Origin of the sequence: Bartonella elizabethae F9251 = ATCC 49927 (genome assembly GCF_000518165.1) — a bacterium.
Classification (GTDB): Bacteria; Pseudomonadota; Alphaproteobacteria; order Rhizobiales; family Rhizobiaceae; genus Bartonella; species Bartonella elizabethae.
On the sequence record NZ_JADB01000001.1, the window covers coordinates 229,793 to 250,508 of the forward strand.

Annotated in this window: 16 protein-coding genes and 1 pseudogene; 13 read left to right on the top strand and 4 right to left on the bottom strand. The window is 36.6% G+C overall.

The window, feature by feature from the left end:
* Positions 1 to 640: 640 nt before the first annotated feature.
* On the top strand, positions 641 to 1,996 hold the full coding sequence (locus tag T429_RS0101120; RefSeq protein ID WP_005773985.1) for an L-cystine transporter: 1,356 nt from the start codon (positions 641 to 643) through the stop codon (positions 1,994 to 1,996).
* Between the two features lie 7 nt (positions 1,997 to 2,003).
* Here T429_RS0101120 and T429_RS0101125 read toward each other — a convergent pair whose 3' ends face one another.
* Complete coding sequence (locus tag T429_RS0101125; RefSeq protein ID WP_005773984.1) at positions 2,004 to 2,882, bottom strand: methyltransferase domain-containing protein; 879 nt, start codon at positions 2,880 to 2,882, stop codon at positions 2,004 to 2,006.
* A gap of 197 nt (positions 2,883 to 3,079) precedes the next feature.
* Here T429_RS0101125 and T429_RS0101130 point away from each other — a divergent pair, with 197 nt between their 5' ends.
* Both T429_RS0101130 and grxC read left to right on the top strand, forming a co-directional pair.
* The gene (locus T429_RS0101130) at positions 3,080 to 3,868 is read left to right on the top strand and encodes a ComF family protein (RefSeq protein WP_005773983.1); all 789 of its coding nucleotides are present in this window, start codon (positions 3,080 to 3,082) and stop codon (positions 3,866 to 3,868) included.
* Positions 3,869 to 3,914: 46 nt separating this feature from the next.
* The gene (gene grxC / locus T429_RS0101135) at positions 3,915 to 4,169 is read left to right on the top strand and encodes a glutaredoxin 3 (RefSeq protein ID WP_005773982.1); all 255 of its coding nucleotides are present in this window, start codon (positions 3,915 to 3,917) and stop codon (positions 4,167 to 4,169) included.
* Between the two features lie 38 nt (positions 4,170 to 4,207).
* Here the strand turns inward: grxC and ubiG are convergent, their stop codons facing one another.
* Positions 4,208 to 4,951, bottom strand: a complete 744-nt coding sequence (gene ubiG / locus T429_RS0101140) for a bifunctional 2-polyprenyl-6-hydroxyphenol methylase/3-demethylubiquinol 3-O-methyltransferase UbiG (RefSeq protein ID WP_005773980.1) — start codon at positions 4,949 to 4,951, stop codon at positions 4,208 to 4,210.
* A 189-nt stretch (positions 4,952 to 5,140) separates the two neighbouring features.
* Here ubiG and T429_RS0101145 point away from each other — a divergent pair, with 189 nt between their 5' ends.
* A complete protein-coding gene (locus T429_RS0101145) occupies positions 5,141 to 6,397 on the top strand; it encodes an aspartate kinase (RefSeq protein WP_005773979.1) in 1,257 nt (418 codons plus the stop codon).
* A 561-nt stretch (positions 6,398 to 6,958) separates the two neighbouring features.
* Positions 6,959 to 7,588, top strand: a pseudogene (tmk, locus tag T429_RS10950) (dTMP kinase).
* Between the two features lie 578 nt (positions 7,589 to 8,166).
* Here tmk and nhaA read toward each other — a convergent pair.
* Both nhaA and T429_RS0101165 read right to left on the bottom strand, forming a co-directional pair.
* Positions 8,167 to 9,528 (bottom strand): Na+/H+ antiporter NhaA, encoded by a 1,362-nt coding sequence (gene nhaA, locus T429_RS0101160; protein ID WP_005773976.1) that lies wholly within the window; start codon positions 9,526 to 9,528, stop codon positions 8,167 to 8,169.
* A 148-nt stretch (positions 9,529 to 9,676) separates the two neighbouring features.
* Positions 9,677 to 11,383, bottom strand: a complete 1,707-nt coding sequence (locus T429_RS0101165) for a hypothetical protein (RefSeq protein WP_005773975.1) — start codon at positions 11,381 to 11,383, stop codon at positions 9,677 to 9,679.
* 356 nt (positions 11,384 to 11,739) lie between these two features.
* On the opposite strand from T429_RS0101165, the gene T429_RS0101170 reads away from it, so the two are divergent.
* From T429_RS0101170 to T429_RS0101205, 8 genes are all read left to right on the top strand, one after another.
* Complete coding sequence (locus T429_RS0101170; protein WP_005773974.1) at positions 11,740 to 13,512, top strand: SLC13 family permease; 1,773 nt, start codon at positions 11,740 to 11,742, stop codon at positions 13,510 to 13,512.
* Positions 13,513 to 13,975: 463 nt separating this feature from the next.
* Positions 13,976 to 14,647, top strand: coding sequence for a DUF2659 family protein (locus T429_RS0101175; protein WP_005773973.1), 672 nt, complete (start codon positions 13,976 to 13,978; stop codon positions 14,645 to 14,647).
* Positions 14,648 to 14,651: 4 nt separating this feature from the next.
* On the top strand, positions 14,652 to 16,076 hold the full coding sequence (gene der / locus T429_RS0101180) for a ribosome biogenesis GTPase Der (protein ID WP_005773972.1): 1,425 nt from the start codon (positions 14,652 to 14,654) through the stop codon (positions 16,074 to 16,076).
* A 946-nt stretch (positions 16,077 to 17,022) separates the two neighbouring features.
* Entirely contained in the window at positions 17,023 to 17,454 is a 432-nt protein-coding gene (locus T429_RS0101185; RefSeq protein WP_005773971.1) for an AtpZ/AtpI family protein, read from the top strand.
* Positions 17,455 to 17,465: 11 nt separating this feature from the next.
* Entirely contained in the window at positions 17,466 to 18,224 is a 759-nt protein-coding gene (locus tag T429_RS0101190) for a F0F1 ATP synthase subunit A (protein ID WP_005773970.1), read from the top strand.
* A gap of 54 nt (positions 18,225 to 18,278) precedes the next feature.
* Positions 18,279 to 18,509 carry a F0F1 ATP synthase subunit C gene (locus tag T429_RS0101195; RefSeq protein ID WP_005773968.1) on the top strand — a complete coding sequence of 77 codons (231 nt, stop codon included), beginning with the start codon at positions 18,279 to 18,281 and terminating at the stop codon, positions 18,507 to 18,509.
* 129 nt (positions 18,510 to 18,638) lie between these two features.
* A complete protein-coding gene (locus T429_RS0101200) occupies positions 18,639 to 19,205 on the top strand; it encodes a F0F1 ATP synthase subunit B (protein WP_005773967.1) in 567 nt (188 codons plus the stop codon).
* A gap of 11 nt (positions 19,206 to 19,216) precedes the next feature.
* Positions 19,217 to 19,711: a F0F1 ATP synthase subunit B gene (locus tag T429_RS0101205; protein WP_005773966.1), complete on the top strand. Its 495-nt coding sequence runs from the start codon at positions 19,217 to 19,219 to the stop codon at positions 19,709 to 19,711.
* Positions 19,712 to 20,716 lie beyond the last annotated feature (1,005 nt).

Genomic DNA, 20,716 nt, shown 5'->3' on the forward strand with positions numbered 1-20,716 from the left:
ATATCGATAGGATATAGGGTATTTTTGTTGGTATTATGTTTTAGGTTGTATTAAATAATACTATTCATTATTGGTTGTATTTTCTTTCAATAGGATCGTGATTTTTCAAGCCTTCACATTTGCGATTTTTTTGTTATTGAGAGGGCATATTTTTATGCCTAAGGGAATTTCAAAAAGTAAAAAAGTTTTCCTAAAAAGCTTTTGAGAGCGCAGTCCATAAAATTGCTAAGATGGTTTATTTTTCAGAAAATTCATGAATGTTTTTTTGTTAATGAATCATTTTTAAAGAAAGCTTTTTTCAACTTAAAGGGAAAAAGAGAGTGATAAGGACTTTGATAAAATAAGATAGGTTGGAATTATTCAATATTAAAATGCAATGAAAGGTGTTTATATTTCTCTTTTTAAACTATTTGATAAGCTCTTTAATTTTAAAGAGTGGGGAAATAAATTTATTTATTTTCTTTAAACAGTTATTCGTAGATAAAAAATTCTCTTTTAATCTATAAATTAAAAAAATAATGATTTTTTAAAATCCTTATAAGTTTTATACCTTAGTTTTAAATATTATGCATTGATTTTGAATGATGCATATTATTCACCATCAATCATAACAATCGTGGATGTAGACTGGGCATAGACAATGACATTTAATTTTTTCATCAATTTATTTCTATTTGTTATTTTTTTATTGTGGATTGCCCAAAGTAAAAGAATGCAATGGAGTCTTTCACGCCGTGTTATGTTGGGGCTTATCTTTGGCTTGATTTTTGGTGGTGTTTTGCAGGTTATTTATGGAGAAGGTGAAGTCACTTTATTGAAATCCGTTGAATGGTTTAACATTGTTGGGAATGGTTATATCTTGTTACTCCAAATGATTGTTATGCCATTAGTTTTTATCTCTATCGTTTCAGCGGTTGCTCATTTGCATTCTGTTTATGCTGTTGGACAAATGAGTATAATGACCATTTCAATATTACTCTTTACAACGGCTCTTTCAGCGTTGGTTGGCATTTTGGTTGTGAACGCCTTTGGTTTAACCGCAAATGGTTTGGTGCATGAAGGGCAAAATGTTTCTACTGTTCTTGGAGATCGTATTTCTCAGCTTGGAGATATGAATATTCCAAAGATGATTTTATCTTTAATTCCTAAAAACCCCTTTGCTGAGTTAAGTGGCTCCAAGCGTACATCAATTATCAGTGTTGTTATTTTTGCGTCATTTTTAGGGGCTGCGGTTCTTCTTTTGAAGAAAGATGAGCCAGAAAAAGGGGAAAAAGCACTTTTATTTATTCAAATAGCACAAGCTTGGATTATGCGGTTAGTTCGTCTTGTGATTGCTTTGACACCTTATGGTATTTTTGCACTTATGACAAAAGTAGGAGCATCTTCGCATGTTTCAGATATTTTAAATTTACTCGTTTTTATCATTGCCTCTTATGTCGGTATTATTTTAATTTTTGGAATACATGGTGTGCTGCTCGGCATATCAGGAATTAACCCCTTCCGTTTTTTCAAAAAAGTTTTACCAGTTTTAACATTTGCTTTTAGCAGTCGTTCAAGTGCTGCAAGTATTCCTTTGAATATTGAAGCGCAAACACAGTGGATAGGTGTACCGCAATCCATCGCGAGTTTTGCTGCTTCTTTTGGGGCAACAATTGGACAAAATGGGTGTGCTGGTCTTTATCCAGCAATGCTTGCGACCATGATTGCACCAACTATGGGGATTAATCCTCTTGATCCTACTTGGATTGCGACGCTTGTTGGGATTGTAACATTGAGTTCCATTGGTGTTGCTGGTGTGGGGGGAGGGGCTATTTTTGCAGCATTGATTGTGTTACCAATCATGGGACTTCCTGTAACTTTGGTTGCTGTCCTTATCTCTATTGAGCCGCTGATTGATATGGGACGTACCGCTTTAAATGTGAGTGATTCAATGATAGCAGGAACAATCACCAGTCAAATATTACGAACAACGGATAAAAGTATTTTTGAAAAATGATTTTGGGTTATATTTTTTGGGGTTTTAAAACCTCTGTAAGAGATATTTTTCCAGAACCAGGGTGTAAAGGTTTTTGTTGATTGGGATGAGGAGCCCAACCAGAGAGCCAGATGAAAGAAAAATGGGCACGAATACGTCCATCAGGATCGCTAAATTTTTGCCTATAGATTTCAGCAGCGCGGAGAAAAAAGCGTTTAGAGACAGGGCGCCGTGAACGATTAATGAGAGCATTTTGCATTCCCATTGCTTTAAGATCGTCCATAAGGTCAAACATTGTATTATAACGTATTGTAATCTCTTCAACATCGGTTACAGGAAGAGCAAATCCAACACGCTGTAAAAGAGTGCCTGCATCACGAATGTCGACAAAAGGATAGATTCTAGGGCTTGCTCCACCATAAATTTCAATTTCAGCTTGTAGGAGACATTCACGTAGTTCTTTGAGTGTCCCCGCTCCTGTCATAACAGCTAGAAATAAACCATCTGGTTTAAGGGTGTTTTTTATCTGGCTTAGAACACCAGGGGTATCATTCGTCAATTGTAATGAAAGAAGTGAAACAATAAGATCACAATAGTTTTGAGGGAAATCAAGAAATTCTCGATGACGTAAATGAAATTTTTTATCATGGCTTTGATAAAGCGTATCGGTTTCAATACGTTCTATAGAACAAACCTTTCCAGATTTTATGAGAGCTTGCGTGGCAAGATCTGTATGGCTGTGTAAATCAAGAGCTAATGTAAAGAGGCGATCAACAGTTCTAAGACGTTGATAGAGATCTTCTGCCGTGAGAGAGAGTAAAAAGTCATATCCTTTTTTTGCTTTTTGGAAGGCGCGTTTGCGGAATTGTTCAATGCGGTTATGATCAAAAATTAAAGGATGGGCCATATTGTGGAACACTTTCGATTTATGAAAGAATATATTTTGAAAAGGTTCATGTTTGTGCGCGCTCTGTCAAGTTTATAATGTGAAATAAAAGTGAGTTTATAGAAGCTTAAGAGTTTTTAAAGAAATTAAATTTATAAATCGAGGAAATACAAAAGAACTTTTGTTCTACGGGGAATTTGTAAAAGCCTAAATTTATAATGTTTTACTTTCGAGAAGCGGCTTTAAATAGCGGGGATGTGCTCAGCCGATTCATTGAGCACTTTAAAACGGTGCTTTATCCACCAATTTGTCCTGGATGTAAGCAAAATGTTTCTACTTATGGCACGATTTGCTCTGAATGTTGGAAAGATCTCCAATTTATTACGAAACCTTATTGTCCTGTTATGGGGACACCTTTTGTTTGTGATATGGGGGATGGTTTTCTCAGTGGTGAAGCGCTGCGTAATTCTTACCCTTTTTCACGTGTTCGCTCAGTCATTGTTCATAAAGGACTTGCACGCACTTTGGTAACGCGCTTAAAATATGGTGATCATATAGAATTGGCATCTTTTATGGCTAATTGGATGATATCTGCTGGACGTGAGGTTATCGATGAGTGTGATGTTATTATTCCCATTCCATTGCATTTTCGTCGTTTTTGGGAGAGGCGTTATAATCAATCTGCTGAGCTTGCGCGTTATATTGCAGCATCACAAAAAAAGCTTTTAAAACCCGGTTGGCTTGTTCGTTGTCGGCATACGCGCCCGCAGGTTAGTCTTTCTTCAAGAGAGAGAAAACTTAACGTAAAAAATGCTTTTAAGGTTTCGCATAAAGTTAAAAAATATCTCAAAGGATGTTCCGTTTTACTGATTGATGATGTATTTACAACCGGTGCAACAGTTACGGCAGCAGCTGCTGCACTAAAATATGCAGGTGCACGACGGGTTGATGTGCTAACATTTTCCCGTGTCCTTAAAGAAGATTCTATATTTCCTTCTTCTCAATAGGAATTTAAAGTGGATATTATTAAAAAATACTTGGAGGATAATACTTATGAAAGAGATAATTATTTATACACGCCCTGATTGTCCTTATTGCACAAAAGCACGTGATTTGCTTGATAAAAAAGGGGTAAAATATACAGATATTGATGCTTCCACATCTCTTCGTCAAGAAATGGTACAGCGCGCGAATGGACGTAATACATTTCCACAAATTTTTATAGGTGATTATCACGTTGGCGGTTGTGATGACCTTTATGCTTTAGAAGCTGAGGGAAAACTCAATTCTTTATTGCAAGGCATATAATCGCTGTAAATAACATACCATTAAGCTTATCATATCCTTTAAGGCCGTTTTGCGAGAAGGAGATAGTTAACATCCATGTCTTTTGAGCGATTCCAGCTGTCGTTTAATGGATTATAAGTAATCCCTATCTCATCAATGACAGACAGAGCGTTTTTTGATAAGAAATTCTTAAGCTCTCGAGGTTTTAGGAATTTTTTATAATCATGGGTTCCTTTAGGAAGCCAACGGAGGATATATTCAGCGCCTACAATAGCAAGCCCCCATGCTTTCCACGTGCGGTTGAGTGTTGCAACAAACATCAACCCTTGTGGTTTTAGCATTTTTGCTGTCGCTTTTATGAAGAGATTAACGTCAGCGACATGTTCAACAACTTCCATATTAAGGATGATATCAAATTTTTCTCCTTCATTGGCGAGTGCTTCTGCTGTTGTCGTGCGATAATCAATTGAAAGGTTATTTTGGGCTGCATGGATTTTTGCAACTTCAATATTCGTTTGTGCAGCGTCAACGCCTACAACAATAGCGCCAAGACGTGCCATGGGTTCACATAACAAGCCTCCTCCACAGCCAATATCAAGAATTTTCAAATTATCAAAGGGCGTCAGTGAAACAGGGTCACGATTAAACTCTAAACAGATTTTTTCTCTGATGTAAGCAAGACGTGTTGGATTAAATTGATGAAGAGGTCGAAATTTTCCTTGCGGATCCCACCATTCTTTAGCAATCCGTGAAAAGTGATCAATTTCACTTTGATCAACAGTTGTTTGTCTTTCCTCTATCATGTTGCCTTCCTTTTATTTTTAATGATCAAGTCCAGAAGATTTTATACAAAGTCAAGAAAAATTAATATAATCATAATGCAACTTGCACAAATGATAGATATTCGCTATGTCGAGAAAATGGTTAGTTGATACAGCATCTTATTCTCATTATCGTTTGAGATAAGAGATGTAAAGGTAAGAGTGTTATTAATGGCGCGCATTGTCATGAAATTTGGTGGAACGTCTGTCGCAAACATTGAATGTATTCATAATGTTGCTCGGCATGTTAAAAGAGAGGTTGATGCAGGGCATGAAGTTGCTGTTGTAGTTTCTGCGATGGCGGGTAAAACCAATGAGCTTGTCCAGTGGACGTGTGAAGCTTCGTCTACACATAGAGATGCTCGTGAATATGATGTTGTGGTTGCTTCTGGTGAACAGGTCACTTCAGGTTTGCTGGCTTTGACACTTCAAGCGATGGGGATCAATGCACGTTCATGGCTTGGCTGGCAGATCCCTATTCATACAGACAATGCACATGGTCGTGCGCGTATTACTGATATTGATGGGTCTTTTTTAATAGAGCGTTTTCAAGAGGGACAGGTTGCCGTTATTGCTGGTTTTCAGGGGTTAGCTCCGGATAATCGGATTTCTACCTTAGGGCGAGGAGGGTCAGATACAAGTGCTGTTGCTATAGCAGCAGCTGTACAAGCTGATCGCTGTGATATTTATACGGATGTGGATGGTGTTTATACAACGGATCCACGTATAGAACCGAAAGCGCGCCGTTTACCAAAAGTAGCTTTTGAAGAAATGCTGGAAATGGCTTCTCTTGGGGCAAAAGTTTTACAGGTTCGTTCTGTTGAATTGGCCATGGTTCATAAGGTTCGTACCTTTGTACGTTCAAGTTTTGAAGATCCTGATGCATTAGGCATGGAGGATCCAATGAGTTCTTCTGGAACACTTATTTGCGATGAGGATGAAATCGTGGAACAACAAAATGTTACGGGTATTGCTTTTGCTAAAGATGAAGCACAAATTTCGCTGCGTCGGCTTGCTGATCGTCCAGGGATTTCGGCAGCAATTTTTGGTCCCTTGGCTGAAGAGTGCATTAATGTTGATATGATTGTGCAAAATATTTCTGAAGATGGCTCAAAAACGGATATGACTTTTACAGTTCCATCAGCTGATGTAGAAAAAGCCGTTGCACTTCTTGAGAAAAATCGGAAAGAAATTGGATTTGATGTTCTCCAATTTGAAAGTGATCTTGCCAAAATATCTGTAATTGGTATTGGAATGCGCAGCCATGCAGGTGTTGCTGCTACAGCTTTTAAGGCTTTAGCTGAAAAGGGCATTAATATTCAAGCAATCACGACTTCTGAGATTAAGATTTCTGTTTTGATTGATAGCGCTTATACTGAACTTGCAGTGAGAACATTACATGCTGTTTATGGACTGGATAAGAGTTAAATATTTTTAAACGCTCAGTTTCAAGAACATTAAAGTTTTCATATGTATGAATGATTTTCTTTATAAGCATAATTTATATTTTTAATTTGATAAGAATAACAAATACAGTGAAAATTTTCTTATGATAAAGAAAAAGCTGTTTTTGTTCATATTATAAACAAGCTTATTATAGTAAATAAAAACAATTTAAGGAACAACATAAAATACTTTTTATGGATCTTCTAAATATAAGATAAAGGGGAGTTGCTTATAAGAGATGATTGATAGAGAAGAATAATGCACCTGTGTGTTATGAAAGGGGAGTTATACTTCATAATTAACAGTATAGAACTTGCAGAATTTTCTTTTTATTTGTTTCAAAATTAAAAATATTATCCTAGAAGTCAATAATTTATGAAAATTTCAAGCTCCTCCATTGAAGGGGAGAGGGCTCTTGATATCATACTTTTGACATTAAGAGATAAAATGCCTTATCTGTAAACAAAAAGATTTTAGAAGTAAAATGATGTAAATTATATGGATGGAGAGAAAATGTATCTTAATAAAGATATTTATAATTCCATGTGGTCTCTAAAAAAATATTCTAGCTCTTTTATTGCTTTATGTGGATTCGATGGGAGTGGAAAGACAACTCAAACAAAAGAAATTTCTCATCATTACTCACAAGAAAAACATATCATACAAACTTTTCAGCCTAGTAATTGGTATAGAGATAAACCAGAGGTTAGAGATTATTTAGAGAGTGGAAAACAGATTGATCCATTGCTTTTAGCGCTTTTAGCCGCAACAGATAGACGCAAACATACGCTTGAAATTATCGAACCTTCTTGAACTTCATCGCAAAATTTATTAATCAGTGATCGATATGTTTATTCTAGTCTTGTTTATTTCTACGCTTGAGGTCTTTCTCTTGAAAGTGTGATTCAATTAAATCAAGCTCTTCCAAGACCTCAGATCACATTTTACCTTCATTTGCCTCCTGCTGCTCTTATCGAACGATTGCAAAAAAGGGATGGTTTAGTCTTAAAATACGAAGAAAAACGCTCATTTATTGAAAAAGTTTATGAAGGATATCAACTTTTATCAGAAATAGACGAACGATTTATCGTCATTGATGGAACCGCCTCTGTTTCTTTAATCCATAATCAAATACGACACCATATAGACAAGACTTGTTTTGACAATAAATAAAATATACCCATTTATGAATATCATTTAAAAATTTATCTGTGATCTATTCTCCTTTATGATCTAGTTTCTATGTGAGATCTAGAGTTTTAAAGGTTTTCTCACGATAATTTAAGAGTACTGAAAAAATATTATATATCTTAATATTTTAATTGAGACGATTGGTAATCATTAAATTTTAACGCACTTTTTAAAGAGTTTGAAAGAGGAAAGCTCTGCCAAAAAGACTATTTTAATCTCTGTTGTGATCATGATATTTTCATTCTCGTAGAGACGAATATAGCGATGTAAGAACGATCTGTAGAGATATATTCAAGCATGTTTGAGGGCAGAAAATAAGCTAAGGACAGAGGCGATAATGACAGAAACTTTTTTGAGACTTCAATATTTTTATCTCTGATAAATGAAACAACAAAAAGAAATTTTTAACGTTTTTATAGAGTTTTTCAAATCGCTCATTTGACCAGTAAAAGCGTAAGATAAAGATATCTTAGCAAGCAGATACACCCATTTCAAGAATAGTAGGAAAAATCTTAGTTATGCTAAAAGATCACTTCAACAAAGCAGATGATTGTTTGGTTTTATTCGGAACTATGAGAGATGTCTTTATTGCGCTTAATATAAATAAAGCCATATCCCAGACCAATAAGAGCAGATAAACCAGAGCCACAAAGGACACCAATTTTTGCAGCATCAAGCAGGATAATATCTTTAAAGGCGAGCATTGAAACAAAGATAGACATTGTAAAGCCAATTCCTGCTAAAAAACCAATGAGTAAAATACCGGTCCATGTCATTTGAGGAGGAAGACGACATAGTCCTGATTTTACGGCTAGATAACTAGCAGTGATAATGCCAAGAGGCTTTCCAACAAAAAGACCAATAACAACACCAAGAACAATTAAAAATGATTCATGGGAAGAAAGGTCAAAGTTTGCAAAACTTACGCCTGCATTTGCAAAGGCAAAAATCGGCATGATACCGTATGCAACCCATGGATGCAGTGCCTTTTGAACACGCGTTACCGGCGCAATCATGGCCCGCTGTCCTTTACGCATTTTTTTCAAGGCAGTTGAAATATGATGGAGATCTGTTTTTGTGTTTTTTTCTTGAAGAATTTGCATAGCGTTGCTGAGCATGGTCAGTGGCGCTACAAGAGTGCGTGTAGGAAAAACGGGAGTCATCATACCTAAGATTACACCAGCAAGGGATGGATGAACGCCTGTTACCAATAAACCCCACCAAATGATTGCGCCAGGTAAAATGTACAGCCATGCTGATGCAAGTCCAATCCATTGAAAAAAGAATACCAGCGCAATACCTGCTCCTGCAATCATTAAACCGCTAGGCTCAATGTTTGTTGAGTAGAAAAAAGCAATAATAAGAACAGCAATAATATCATCAATGATCGCTAATGATAGAAGAATGATATGAAGATTAGAAGGAATTTTTTTTCCAAGAAGAGCCAGAATACCAAGAGCAAAGGCAATATCTGTTGCGGTTGGCACAGCCCAACCGTGGATATGCCCGCCGTTAGAATTGAAAATGAAATAAATGATTGCAGGGACACAAACACCCCCTACTGCAGCAATAATTGGTAAAATTGCTTGTTTAAAATCGGCAAGAGCACCTTCATGAATTTCGCGTCGAATTTCCATTCCTGCGACGAGGAAGAAAATAGTCATAAGGGCATCATTAACCCAGAAATGTAAATCCCATGAAAGAGTGAAATGCCCCAAATTAAAGCCAAGAGGTGTATGCCAAAAAGATTCATAGAAAGCAGCATATTGAGAATTGGCAAAAATCAGTGCAGAAGCAGCAGCGAGTAAAAGAACAATACCACTAAGAGCTTCAATATGAAGAAAACGCTCGATAGCAGAAAGCGCTTGATTGGTGACACGAGAAGCGCGATTAGGCAAGCGATTTGAAGATAAATCAGACATGAACAACTCCAACTATCGACAATTTTATGTTTCTATATTCTCTGTGTAAGTGACTCTATCATGATATTTTCTGTATCATATAAAAGCAAAAAGAGGAATAAAGTTCTTGATTTATAGACAAAATCATTATGTCCAAAGTACGATATGTTTAAGGCGATGCTTCATTTTTAATAGCGAGGTCTACTTTGCTTAAAGCTTTGGATAGATCATTTTGTAGAGCGGATTCGAGATCAACCATTGTGAGCCCTTTATTATCTTTTGCTTTAATTTTAACAATTAATGTTTGTGGATTTTTAGCAAATTCACCTAAGGATTTTGAAATTTTTTCTGCCTCATTTTGATTTTTGAGCAACATTTTTGGGGTTTGCGTCATCATTAAATAGAAATCGTCATAGAGTTCCTTTTTAAGATCATGTTGGCTGTCATTAAGGTTTTTTGCAAGATAAGAAAAAAGCTTATCAATAAAACCTGCATCCCGATATTGTATATCAATTTCATTGATACCAAGGTTTTGAGAAGCAGCTATCATGACATTTTGTTGACCAGAAAAAAGCTTTTCATCAACATCAATAACCTTAGCCGATATGTTTCCAGATCCAACATCTTTCATATTGAAAGACATGGCATCAAGAAAGAGCATACGTTTTTTTTCATCGTAAGAAATATCAAGTTTTCCTGAAAAATCAATTTGTTCAAATCCCATCTTTTTTAAAAGTTCTAGATCTTTTTCATTCATTTTTTTAGGTAAAACGGAAAAGCTATTGAGTGAAAGAAAAAGCTTTTTGGGGATAGGATGTTTCCACAAGCTTGGTTTAAGTTGAAATGATTCAAGCGTTGCTTTCAATGGTGGGATATCAATGGTGACATTATCAACTTTGGCATCTGCTGAGGTAATAGCGAGCAGTATGTTTAGAAGGAGACCATTTTGTGCTCTTTTTTCTGCGACTTTATTATTCTCTTTCCTTGCATTAAGATAAGCTTTGACCAATTTTTCAGGCGTTTGTTCAAGTGGTTTCATCTTTAGACCAGATGTTTTAAATTGGCCGAGAAAGAAAGAGCTATTTTTCTCTGCTTCTTCAAAAATATCGACACTTATATTGTTCAGAGAGATAGGACCTGTAACGGTTTTCCCTTGATTGAGAACGTTATTTTTTCCGAAAATGATAGAATAGGCATAATTGATGTCAATATCATGAGCTTTTATTGTATTACTTTTAGCCATCAGGTGCATCTGTTTATCACCATTGACCACAACCGTTTTAAGATCCATATTTTTGATACTAACGGAACGAATATGGCCGCCTTTAAAATCAGAAAGCTGGAAATTCTTGACTTCAACTGTTTCTGTTCGTTTGTTTTTATTTTCTATAGAAAGCTGTATATTAGGTGCACTTATTGAGGCAAGATCAATACGCATCATTGATTGTAATAGACGTGATGTGATTGTTCTGTCTTTATCTTTTAAGGATACATTTTTAAGAGAAATTTGGGGTATTTTTACATGAATATTATTATGTTTTAAATCAACATTATAAAATGTAAAAGTTCCAGGAATAAAAGAAAAAGGAGGACGGGCAGAAATGGCACCAATTTTCAGTGATGTACCGGCTGGAACGGGGAGTGTAACATTCTTCAAATTGACTTTACCTAGAATGCTGACTTCAGATGTTTCTGCTTTTATGGCACGACGGGCTATCTCTTGTTTTACAAAACTGTCAAGATAGGGTTTTGCAATATAAAATCCACCAACAACTATAATTGCTAAGATAGCAATAAATCCAATAATGCAAGTGAGCCAATATTTCAGGTTACTTTGATACCCACTATTAAGCTTGACCATTCTTTTTTCTTTCATTTTTATCACTCTTTAAAATTGAGAGTGAAGATAAACTCTTTTAAGCAATGACAAAGGTTAAAATATAGCGTGTACCAGTTTCAACAGTTATCACCCCTCTATATTAGAGTTATTCTCATCTTTTTTGCAATATCACTTTATCAATTTTTTATTGATTTTCTTTGGATTGAGCACGTTATAGAAAAGCACGCATAATGAAGGAGAGATAAGTTTACGCGCATCATATTTTTTATCACTTTAAATTATCATAAAATATTCCTATGTCTGCTTTTATCTTACTGCTGTTTATAGGAATATTTAAAACATATAAAGTTATGTTTTTGTTCATTATAATTTAATGGGGAGAGGTGAGTATTATGACAGAAAATCAAATAATGGCCTTTTCGATTATTGGTCTCATGATGGTTGTATTTATTTGGGATCGATTTCGTTATGATCTTGTCGCTATTTGTACATTATTAATAGCGTGTGCTGTTGGTCTTGTCAGTCCAAAGGAAGCTTTTAGCGGTTTTAGTAATGATATTGTTATTATCGTGGGAAGTGTGTTTGTTGTCAGTACGGCTGTATCACGCTCTGGTATAATGGAATTTATTATTCAGCGGATATGGCCAGATGTGAAATCGGTGCGCCTTCAATTAGCTTTTTTGGTTTTTTCTGTTGTCGTTTTATCAATGTTTGTTAAAAATATTGGTGCTTTGGCTATTATGCTCCCGATAGCTTTTCAGTTTGCTCGTCGTTCTCAGGTTTCTCCTTCTGTCTTTTTGATGCCCATGGCCTTTGGTTCTTTATTGGGGGGGCTTATGACACAGATAGGAACATCTCCCAATGTTGTTATTTCAGCGATGCAAGAACGTTTAGCAGGAACACCTTTTACGATGTTTGATTTTACACCAGTTGGTGCGGTTATTGCGACGGTTGGTGTCTTATATTTGGTCTGTTTTTATTGGCTTTTGCCAGTGCGTGTGCGCTCAGGTGGATCATTTGATGATGCCATTGATATTCGTAATTATGTTGTAGAAGTGCATATTCCAATAAATTCATCCATTGTGGGGAAAAGTATTGTTGATTTGGTTAAGCCATCAAGTGGTGATGTTATGGTGATTCAAATCATCAGAAACAAAGTATCTATTTCGCCACTACCGGATTTTGTTTTGTCTGAAAACGATATCGTTTTGTTGGAAGGATCGCATACAGGAATAGATAGTGTGATGAATTCTGCTCGTTTAGAGTTTTCTAAGGAGCAAACTCTTTCTACTGGGGATAAGGACAGTGACATTGATATTATTGAAGCGGTCATCACGCATAATTCGCCTCTTATTGGCATTAGTGCGAAAGAGTTTTCCCTCTTTGATCGCTATAATGTCAATTTGCTTGCGTTAAGTCGTCAACATGAAAGGGTGCGGGCAAGACTTGATGATATTGTTTTTCATCTTGGGGATGTGATTGTTTTACAAGGACAAGATGCGGTTATTCCAAATTTATTAAGGGAATTGAAATGTTTACCCTTAGCAAAACGAAATATTGTGTTTGGAAATTTACGACATGGTTTTATATCTTTAGCTATTTTATTTATAGCCATTATTTTTACAGCTTTTCATATTGTTCCAGTTGCTTTTTCTTTTTTTTCTGCTGCTGCTGCAATGGTTATTTTTCGTGTTTTGCCCGCACGTGATCTGTATCAGGCATTAGATGGTCCAATATTAGTCCTATTAGCGGCTCTTATTCCAGTGAGTGAAGCGTTAGAGAAAACGGGATGTACGGATCTCATTGGTCAATGGCTGAGCCAACTGGCAATATTTTTCCCACCATTTGGCGCTTTAGCACTGATGTTGGTGACAGCCATGTTGGTCACGCCATTTTTAAATAATGCTGCGACAGTTATGATGGTCGCTCCCATCGCGTCAAGTTTTGCTCATTCTCTTCATTATAAGCCTGAAGCTTTTTTGATGGCTGTTGCCATTGGTGCGGGATGTGAATTTCTTACACCTATTGGACATCAAAGCAATATGCTCGTGATGGCGCCAGGAGGATATCGTTTTAGTGATTATCCGCGTTTGGGGGCTCCCTTAGCGGTATTGATCATTATTGTTGCTGTTCCCATGCTTATGTGGGTTTGGCCATTACAATAGGATATTTTTTGAAAACTTTAAGGATGGATACCAAAAGATTGTTCATCGTATGAAGATAAGTTGAAGGGATATATAAAAATTTTTATTTAAAGCCTAGGAAGTATATTTAATGCTATTCTACAACCAAAGATAGGGAAAGGGTTATTTAAAAAGACTTAAAAAAACTGTCTTTTGTATACATTAATGAGGGACGAATGATGAACATTATCAATAAGTGCATGTATGACATTACGGTTATGATCTTTTTTATAAATTCAAATTATATAAAAATGGTTATGTGAAGCAAAAGGATATTTACATCATTTTTAATTGATGCAGTTGCAAAGGTCCAATCGATTAGAATACATATTGCTTTGAAATGAATAAACGGAGCAACTTAAAGTTTTTTCGTGAATGAGGACTACCATCTTTGTCCATTTATGCGTAAAAGTGTAGAAAGTAAATTTTTTGCAAGGTATGTTATATGTCGTATGATAGTTTTATTGCTGAAGTTAATGCAGAATTTCGTCAGGAAAAGGCGCTTGCTTTTTGGAGACGGTATGGTTTTTCAATTATTGGGGCTGCTCTTCTTTTCATCCTCATGATAATTGCTTATCAAATTTATCATCATGCGCAAATAAAGAAAGCCAGCCATATTGGTGATGCATTTGTAAAAAGCCTTAATTTTGCGGATACACGTCATTTTGATGAGGCGATAAAGCAATTGGAAAATGTTAAAGACTCTCATTTTGGGGGGTATCCTTTTCTTGCCCGTTTGCGGGAGGCTTCTTTACGCATGGAGCAAGGTGATCTTATCAAGTCGGTGGAGATCTTTGATTCCGTTGCTGCGGATGAGAAAGCACCGCAGATTTTGCGGAAAGTTGCAAAAATTCGAGCAGCCTATATTTTAGTTGATACAGGGAGCTTGGAGGATGTCAAAAAGCGCGTCAAAGATATGGCAAGTGACCTTGATCCTATGCGTATGTCCGCACGAGAGGTTTTAGGCTTAGCTGCTTATAAAGCAGGGAAGATTGATGAGGCCGTTGACTATTTTCAGAAAATTTCTGCAGAAGGTGCGCTAAGATCAAAAATAACAGATCGGGCTCGAATAATGCTTGAGCTTATGCAAGCTGAGGGCAAAGTAAATAAGGAATAAATCGATGAGCCTTACCATTGCTATCGTTGGTCGTCCCAACGTTGGGAAATCAACACTTTTTAATCGTTTGGTTGGGCAAAGATTGGCTTTGGTTGATGATAAGCCTGGTGTAACACGTGATCGGCGTATTCATGCGGCAAAACTTCAAGATCTACGTTTTGATGTAATTGATACGGCTGGGCTGGAAGAAGCGGGAGATCATACCCTTGAGGGGCGTATGCGTTCTCAGACAAAAGCTGCGATTGATGAAGCAGATCTTGTTTTATTTATGTTTGATGCAAAGAGCGGAATAACACCAAGTGATTTAAATTTTGCTTCACTGGTTCGCAAATCAGGAAAACCGATTGTGCTTGTTGCCAATAAGTCTGAGTCAAAAGCGGCAACAGGGGGAGAGTATGAGGCGTGGTCATTAGGTTTGGGAGAGCCGTGTCCAATATCGGCTGAGCATGGTTTGGGACTTAGCGATCTTCGTGATGCCATTATAGACGCTGTTGGGGCAGAGCGCGCTTTGGGCAACAACAAAGAAGAAGATATGACGATACAGCCAGCCTCTGTTGGTGATGATGTGAACAATTCGGAAGAAGAGGGGGGTATGTACGATGAAAGAAAGCCTATTCGGATTGCCATTGCGGGGCGTCCCAATACAGGAAAATCCACCCTTATCAATAGTATGCTGAAGCAAGATCGGTTGTTAACAGGACCAGAAGCAGGGTTGACCCGCGATTCTATTTCTGTCGATTGGGAATGGGATGGTCGTCAAATTAAACTTTTTGATACTGCAGGTTTACGTCGAAAATCGAAAATTCAAGAAAAATTAGAAAAGCTATCGGTCGCTGATACTTTGCGTGCGATTCGTTTTGCAGAAGTGGTGGTCATTGTTTTTGATGCAACGATACCTTTTGAGAAGCAGGATTTACAAATTGCTGATCTTGTGATTCGTGAAGGGCGTGTTCCAGTTATTGCTTTCAATAAGTGGGACCTTATTGAAAATAGTCAGGCTACATTGATTGATTTGCATGAAAAATGTGCGCGATTTCTTCCTCAAGTTCGCGGTTTGAGAGCTGTTCCTTTATCAGGACAATATGGCCAAGGAATTGATAAACTTATGGAAAATGTCATGATAATACACCGTGTATGGAATCGTCGCATTTCCACGGCTAAATTGAATCAATGGCTTGAAACTGTTGTAGCACATCATCCACCACCGGCGGTTTCAGGACGTCGGCTTAAGGTTAAATATATCACACAGGTAAAAACACGTCCTCCCGGATTTATGATTTCTTGCTCACGACCCCAAGTCATGCCCCAGTCGTATTTGCGTTATCTTATCAATGGGTTACGTGAAACATTTGATATGGCTGGTGTCCCAGTTCGCCTATCATTACGCGCATCTGACAATCCTTTTGCGACACGTTCTAAAAAGAAATGATAGCTCTTTATTTTAAAGTGAATGAAATCTATAGAACCTTAAAAATAAGCCTTTTCATGATTTATAGTGTTCTAAATATCGAAAGTGAAATGATAATTTCCACAGACAAATATCTTCTTTTTCATAAAAGAAAAAAATCTTTATTTTAACGTCTTGATAAATCGATAATCATTGATCATGCGTGCTATAGAACTTTCCCAGTTTAATTTTTCTTGATAAAGCTTCTTTATTTGTATGTTATGAGAAGAATTTAATAGGGAATATTGAAGAAAGAGCACACAATCCTTTTAAGAGTGTATTTTAATGTAAAAATAAAGACAATATGAGGGGAGGGAATATAATGATGATGCTTATTTATAAAGAAGCATGAAATTATCTTTTCATAAAACTAAAGAGTATTCATAAGCACTTTTGTTTGCGATGATTTCTTTTTAATAAAAAGTAAAAATATCCGCTGAATCTAACAACCTTCATTTTTAAAGGGAGAAATTTAATAAGTAGGGTAAAATTGTATAAAACGGTATAGCGATCGTATTCGGATTTTATTGTATTCTATTTGAAATTGTAACTCATTATATCACAAACTTAAAGAAATGCTCTTTATGCTTTTTTCAAGACGCGAGCTGTTGCAACATTGGGGTCAACAAAGTGTATAATGGTGCCGTCTTGTCGCTTCAGCATAAAGAGGGTGGATCTGTGAGTTTTATATTATTCACAGAAGCTTTTATGTATTCTTAAGAGATATTGTGAAATTGGTTTGGGGATTTTAAGAAATATCTTTAAAAAAGCATGCGAATTGAAAAATCTGTTATTTAGGCGATAAAATTTATACGATAATTGGTGATAGATTTCTTTTAGTGTCTTGACGAATAAATTCGGGAACAATATGATGCACACGGTTTTATGAGATGCATTTTTACTTTGCTTTTTGATGAAGGAGCCAATGATGGCGATGGGCGAAAAACCCGTTATAAGTCGCAAGAAGGCTGGAGAGAAAAAGCAAAGAGAGTGTTTTCATTCAGAGGATTTGGAATGTCGTAGTAAGAACTTAAGCGTAGCTTTAGTCCGCAAGCAAGCATTAAGGAAGCGTGAGCATAAGGGTAGGCGGGAAAAATCACAAGGAAGGATGGCGGATGCGATTAAGCTTTCCAGTGAGTTTTTAGCAAGTGTTATTGTTGGTATTGTTTTGGGGGTGGGGTTTGATAAGTTAGCAGGTTCATGGCCGTGGGGATTGGTGTTTTTTCTCTTTCTTGGATTTGCTGCTGGTGTATTGAGTATTCTTCGGTCTGTGGGGTATGTTTCCTCCAGTCAATTAGGGCAAAAAGGCGTATTGCGCCAAGATGAACAAAATAAAGAGACCAATGAGAAGGTCCGATAAATGAGGTTGAAGTGACAGCGCACGCTCCAGATCCTATTCATCAGTTTGAGATTTCACGGCTGATTAAGATTTCCATAGGGAATATGGATTTATCCTTTACAAATGTATCATTGTTTACAGTCGTTACAGTTGTTATAACTTCTGTTTTTCTCTTTATTTCATCATCAAGTCGTGGATTGGTTCCAACGCGGATGCAATCTCTTTCAGAAATGGCCTATGAGTTTGTCGCGTCGACTTTGCGGGAATCATCTGGTGTGCAGGGAATGCAATTTTTCCCTTTAGTTTTTTCTCTGTTTACTTTTATTTTGGTTGCTAACTTTATTGGTCTTTTCCCCTATTTTTACACGGTGACCTCTCAGATCATGATCACGTTTTCGTTGGCAATGGTGGTTATTTTGACGGTGATTGGTTATGGCTTTTATAAACATGGGGTTAGTTTTTTGAAACTGTTCGTTCCCAGTGGGGTTCCTGTCGTCGTTTTGCCTCTCGTGACAATGATTGAGATTATATCTTTTCTCTCCCGCCCCATCAGTCTTTCGCTTCGTCTTTTTGCAAATATGCTAGCTGGTCATATTACGCTCAAAGTGTTTTCAGGTTTTGTTGTTTCAATGATTGGGGTAGGAATCGTGGGCGTTGGTGGTTCGATTTTGCCCCTTATTATGACTGTAGCGATTACAGCTCTTGAGTTTTTGGTTGCATTTCTTCAAGCTTACGTCTTTACAGTTTTAACATGTATGTATCTTAATGATGCAATTCATCCAGGACATTAATAAAACTGGCGGTTTTCCGTCGAATAGTGCAATTTCGCTTTAAAGGAGAATAATATGGAAATGGTGCTTGCAGCAAAATATATTGGCGCTGGTCTTGCTTGCTTTGGTATGGCTGGAACAGCTTTAGGGCTTGGTAATATTTTTGGGAGCTATCTTTCTGGTGCGTTACGTAATCCATCAGCCGCAGATAGTCAGTTTGGACGTCTCGTCTTTGGTTTTGCTGTGACAGAAGCTTTGGGTATTTTTTCATTGCTCATTGCTTTATTACTTCTTTTTGGAGTTTAATCATCATCAAAAGGGTATATTTGTTCTCGCTAGGAGGAAAGATTTGCCCTTTTAGGCTCTTAACCAGAGAATTATTCGTTAATTATCATTGGTTAGAGAGGGTTTAAGCTATCTAAAGGATGAAAGAAGATGTTTGTTTCCAGCGCTTATGCACAGAATACTGAAACGTCGATAGAACATATCAAGAAAGTGGCAGAGCATGCAAATCGTGTGTTTCCGCCTTTTGATTTTGTTCATTTTAGTTCGCATTTTTTCTGGTTGGCAATTTCTTTCGGACTTTTTTATCTGTTTATCTCTCGTGTGATTGCACCGCGTATTGGTGGTGTTATTGAAACACGTCGAGATCGGATTGCATCTGATTTAGATCAGGCAATGCGCATGAAGCAGGAAGCAGATATTGTTGTTGAAACTTATGAGCGTGAATTAGCAGAAGCGCGTTTGAAAGCTCATACCATAGCACAAGCTGCTGGTGAAGAATTAAAAGAAAAGGCAGAGCTTGAACGGAAGGAAATTGAAGAGCGTTTAGAGAAAAAGCTTGCAGATGCTGAAAAACAGATAGCAAAAATTCGCGATAAAGCGATGCAAAATGTTGGTTCTATCGCTGAAGAAGTCGCCCTTGAAATTGTGAAAAAATTGATTGATGTTGATATCAGCAAAGAGGTTGTTCGTTCAGTTGTTAAAACTGCCGATTATTGAGGAAGACAAAGATGAGTGATACTTTTTGGGCTTTTGTTGGATTAGTTCTTTTTTTAGCTCTTTTAGTCTATTTCGAGATTCCGCAGAAAGTTTTACATCATCTTGATGCACGCGCGAAGCGTATCAAAGATGAGCTGGATGAGGCTCTACGTCTTCGTGAAGAGGCACAGGAAATATTAGCTGAATATCAACGCAAGCATGCAGAAGCAGAAAAAGATGCACAAGAAATTATTGCAGCGGCAAAGCATGAAGTTGAATCCGTGATTGCTGAAGCTCGTAAAAAAGCGGAAGAATATGTAAAAAACCGCAATAAATTGGCTGAGCAAAAAATCGCTCAAGCAGAAGCAGATGCAATCCGCATGGTTTCTTCATCAGCTATCGATTTGGCAATTTCTACAGCACGTACTCTTATTACAAAGGAATTAGATTCTAATAGGTCAGATGAACTTGTTAAAGAGGCTCTTTCGAAAGAATCATTGAGAAAGATGAAAACATATCTTAATTAATGGCATTTTAGAGATAAAAAACTGCTCCTTTAAGTGTATAATTTTTTCAATATCAAATGCTTTAATCTACTATATCATGATGCTAGTCTTCAGTTCGCTGTGGATTGAGTTTAAAGGGCCGTGTTCTCTAGCTTAGGTTGATCTTTTGATTTTTTTCATAAAGATTATAATGAGAAGTGCTATTGTCTTTGTTTGTATGAAGCGATAAGCGAGCACTGTTGTTATATTATCAGTTAAGATAGTGTGACGATTTTTGTATTGAGCAACTGCTTTTATGTTGGGCAGTTTTATGGAAAATACCTTTCTCATTTCAAAACTGTTCTATTTTGAATTAATCAAAATCGTTTTTTTGCACGCGACAAGGGAGAATGGTTTGTGAACAAAATTGTGCAAGAAAAGTCATCTCTTATGAACGCTCTCAAGAGCTAAGGATTATCGGCAGCATTTGGGGCTGGTAAAAGTATGTGAGGGAGTTCGCTGGCTTTTTTTACAAGCGCAAAGATAGGGGTCTAAATGGCTTTATCATTATACACACTTATGGTCTTCGTCGTAAAAAGGGCTTGGGAGACTTTAAAAAGATTTCTTTAAAGAAAGCCAATGAATAAGCAATCCAAAGGGGTTTTATTTTATAGAATAGCCATGCGGTACACATTTATATGCTTATTTTGGAGAAAAATTCTCAACATATTTTCCTCCTTCATTTTATGACAGCATTTATGAAGAGGAATACTCCCCATAAAGTGTATAAAATCTACTGAGTATGATATCTTCTTGTTTAATAAAAGTGCAAACAGATAGCACCTATTTTACTTGGAACTATTCGTGAGGAGAACTTTTTTTTAATAAGTTATTGACACATTCATCCAGCTTGTAGGGTGCGGAGGATTTTTTTAATTGATTCAATAGGAGAGTGGATTTATGATAAGGAAAATTCACAATATACAGTGTTTATGATTAAACATAAAGCATCATTGACGATAAAAAGTTCTATTGCTTTTTAAAGTT

What these genes read in the sequence shown, in the direction of transcription:
- T429_RS0101120 (WP_005773985.1), top strand. Translation starts at nt 641, where the DNA reads ATGACATTTAATTTTTTCATCAATTTATTTCTATTTGTTATTTTTTTA.
- T429_RS0101125 (WP_005773984.1), bottom strand. Translation starts at nt 2,882, where the DNA reads ATGGCCCATCCTTTAATTTTTGATCATAACCGCATTGAACAATTCCGC.
- T429_RS0101130 (WP_005773983.1), top strand. Translation starts at nt 3,080, where the DNA reads ATGTTTTACTTTCGAGAAGCGGCTTTAAATAGCGGGGATGTGCTCAGC.
- grxC (WP_005773982.1), top strand. Translation starts at nt 3,915, where the DNA reads ATGAAAGAGATAATTATTTATACACGCCCTGATTGTCCTTATTGCACA.
- ubiG (WP_005773980.1), bottom strand. Translation starts at nt 4,951, where the DNA reads ATGATAGAGGAAAGACAAACAACTGTTGATCAAAGTGAAATTGATCAC.
- T429_RS0101145 (WP_005773979.1), top strand. Translation starts at nt 5,141, where the DNA reads ATGGCGCGCATTGTCATGAAATTTGGTGGAACGTCTGTCGCAAACATT.
- nhaA (WP_005773976.1), bottom strand. Translation starts at nt 9,528, where the DNA reads ATGTCTGATTTATCTTCAAATCGCTTGCCTAATCGCGCTTCTCGTGTC.
- T429_RS0101165 (WP_005773975.1), bottom strand. Translation starts at nt 11,383, where the DNA reads ATGAAAGAAAAAAGAATGGTCAAGCTTAATAGTGGGTATCAAAGTAAC.
- T429_RS0101170 (WP_005773974.1), top strand. Translation starts at nt 11,740, where the DNA reads ATGACAGAAAATCAAATAATGGCCTTTTCGATTATTGGTCTCATGATG.
- T429_RS0101175 (WP_005773973.1), top strand. Translation starts at nt 13,976, where the DNA reads ATGTCGTATGATAGTTTTATTGCTGAAGTTAATGCAGAATTTCGTCAG.
- der (WP_005773972.1), top strand. Translation starts at nt 14,652, where the DNA reads ATGAGCCTTACCATTGCTATCGTTGGTCGTCCCAACGTTGGGAAATCA.
- T429_RS0101185 (WP_005773971.1), top strand. Translation starts at nt 17,023, where the DNA reads ATGGCGATGGGCGAAAAACCCGTTATAAGTCGCAAGAAGGCTGGAGAG.
- T429_RS0101195 (WP_005773968.1), top strand. Translation starts at nt 18,279, where the DNA reads ATGGAAATGGTGCTTGCAGCAAAATATATTGGCGCTGGTCTTGCTTGC.
- T429_RS0101200 (WP_005773967.1), top strand. Translation starts at nt 18,639, where the DNA reads ATGTTTGTTTCCAGCGCTTATGCACAGAATACTGAAACGTCGATAGAA.
- T429_RS0101205 (WP_005773966.1), top strand. Translation starts at nt 19,217, where the DNA reads ATGAGTGATACTTTTTGGGCTTTTGTTGGATTAGTTCTTTTTTTAGCT.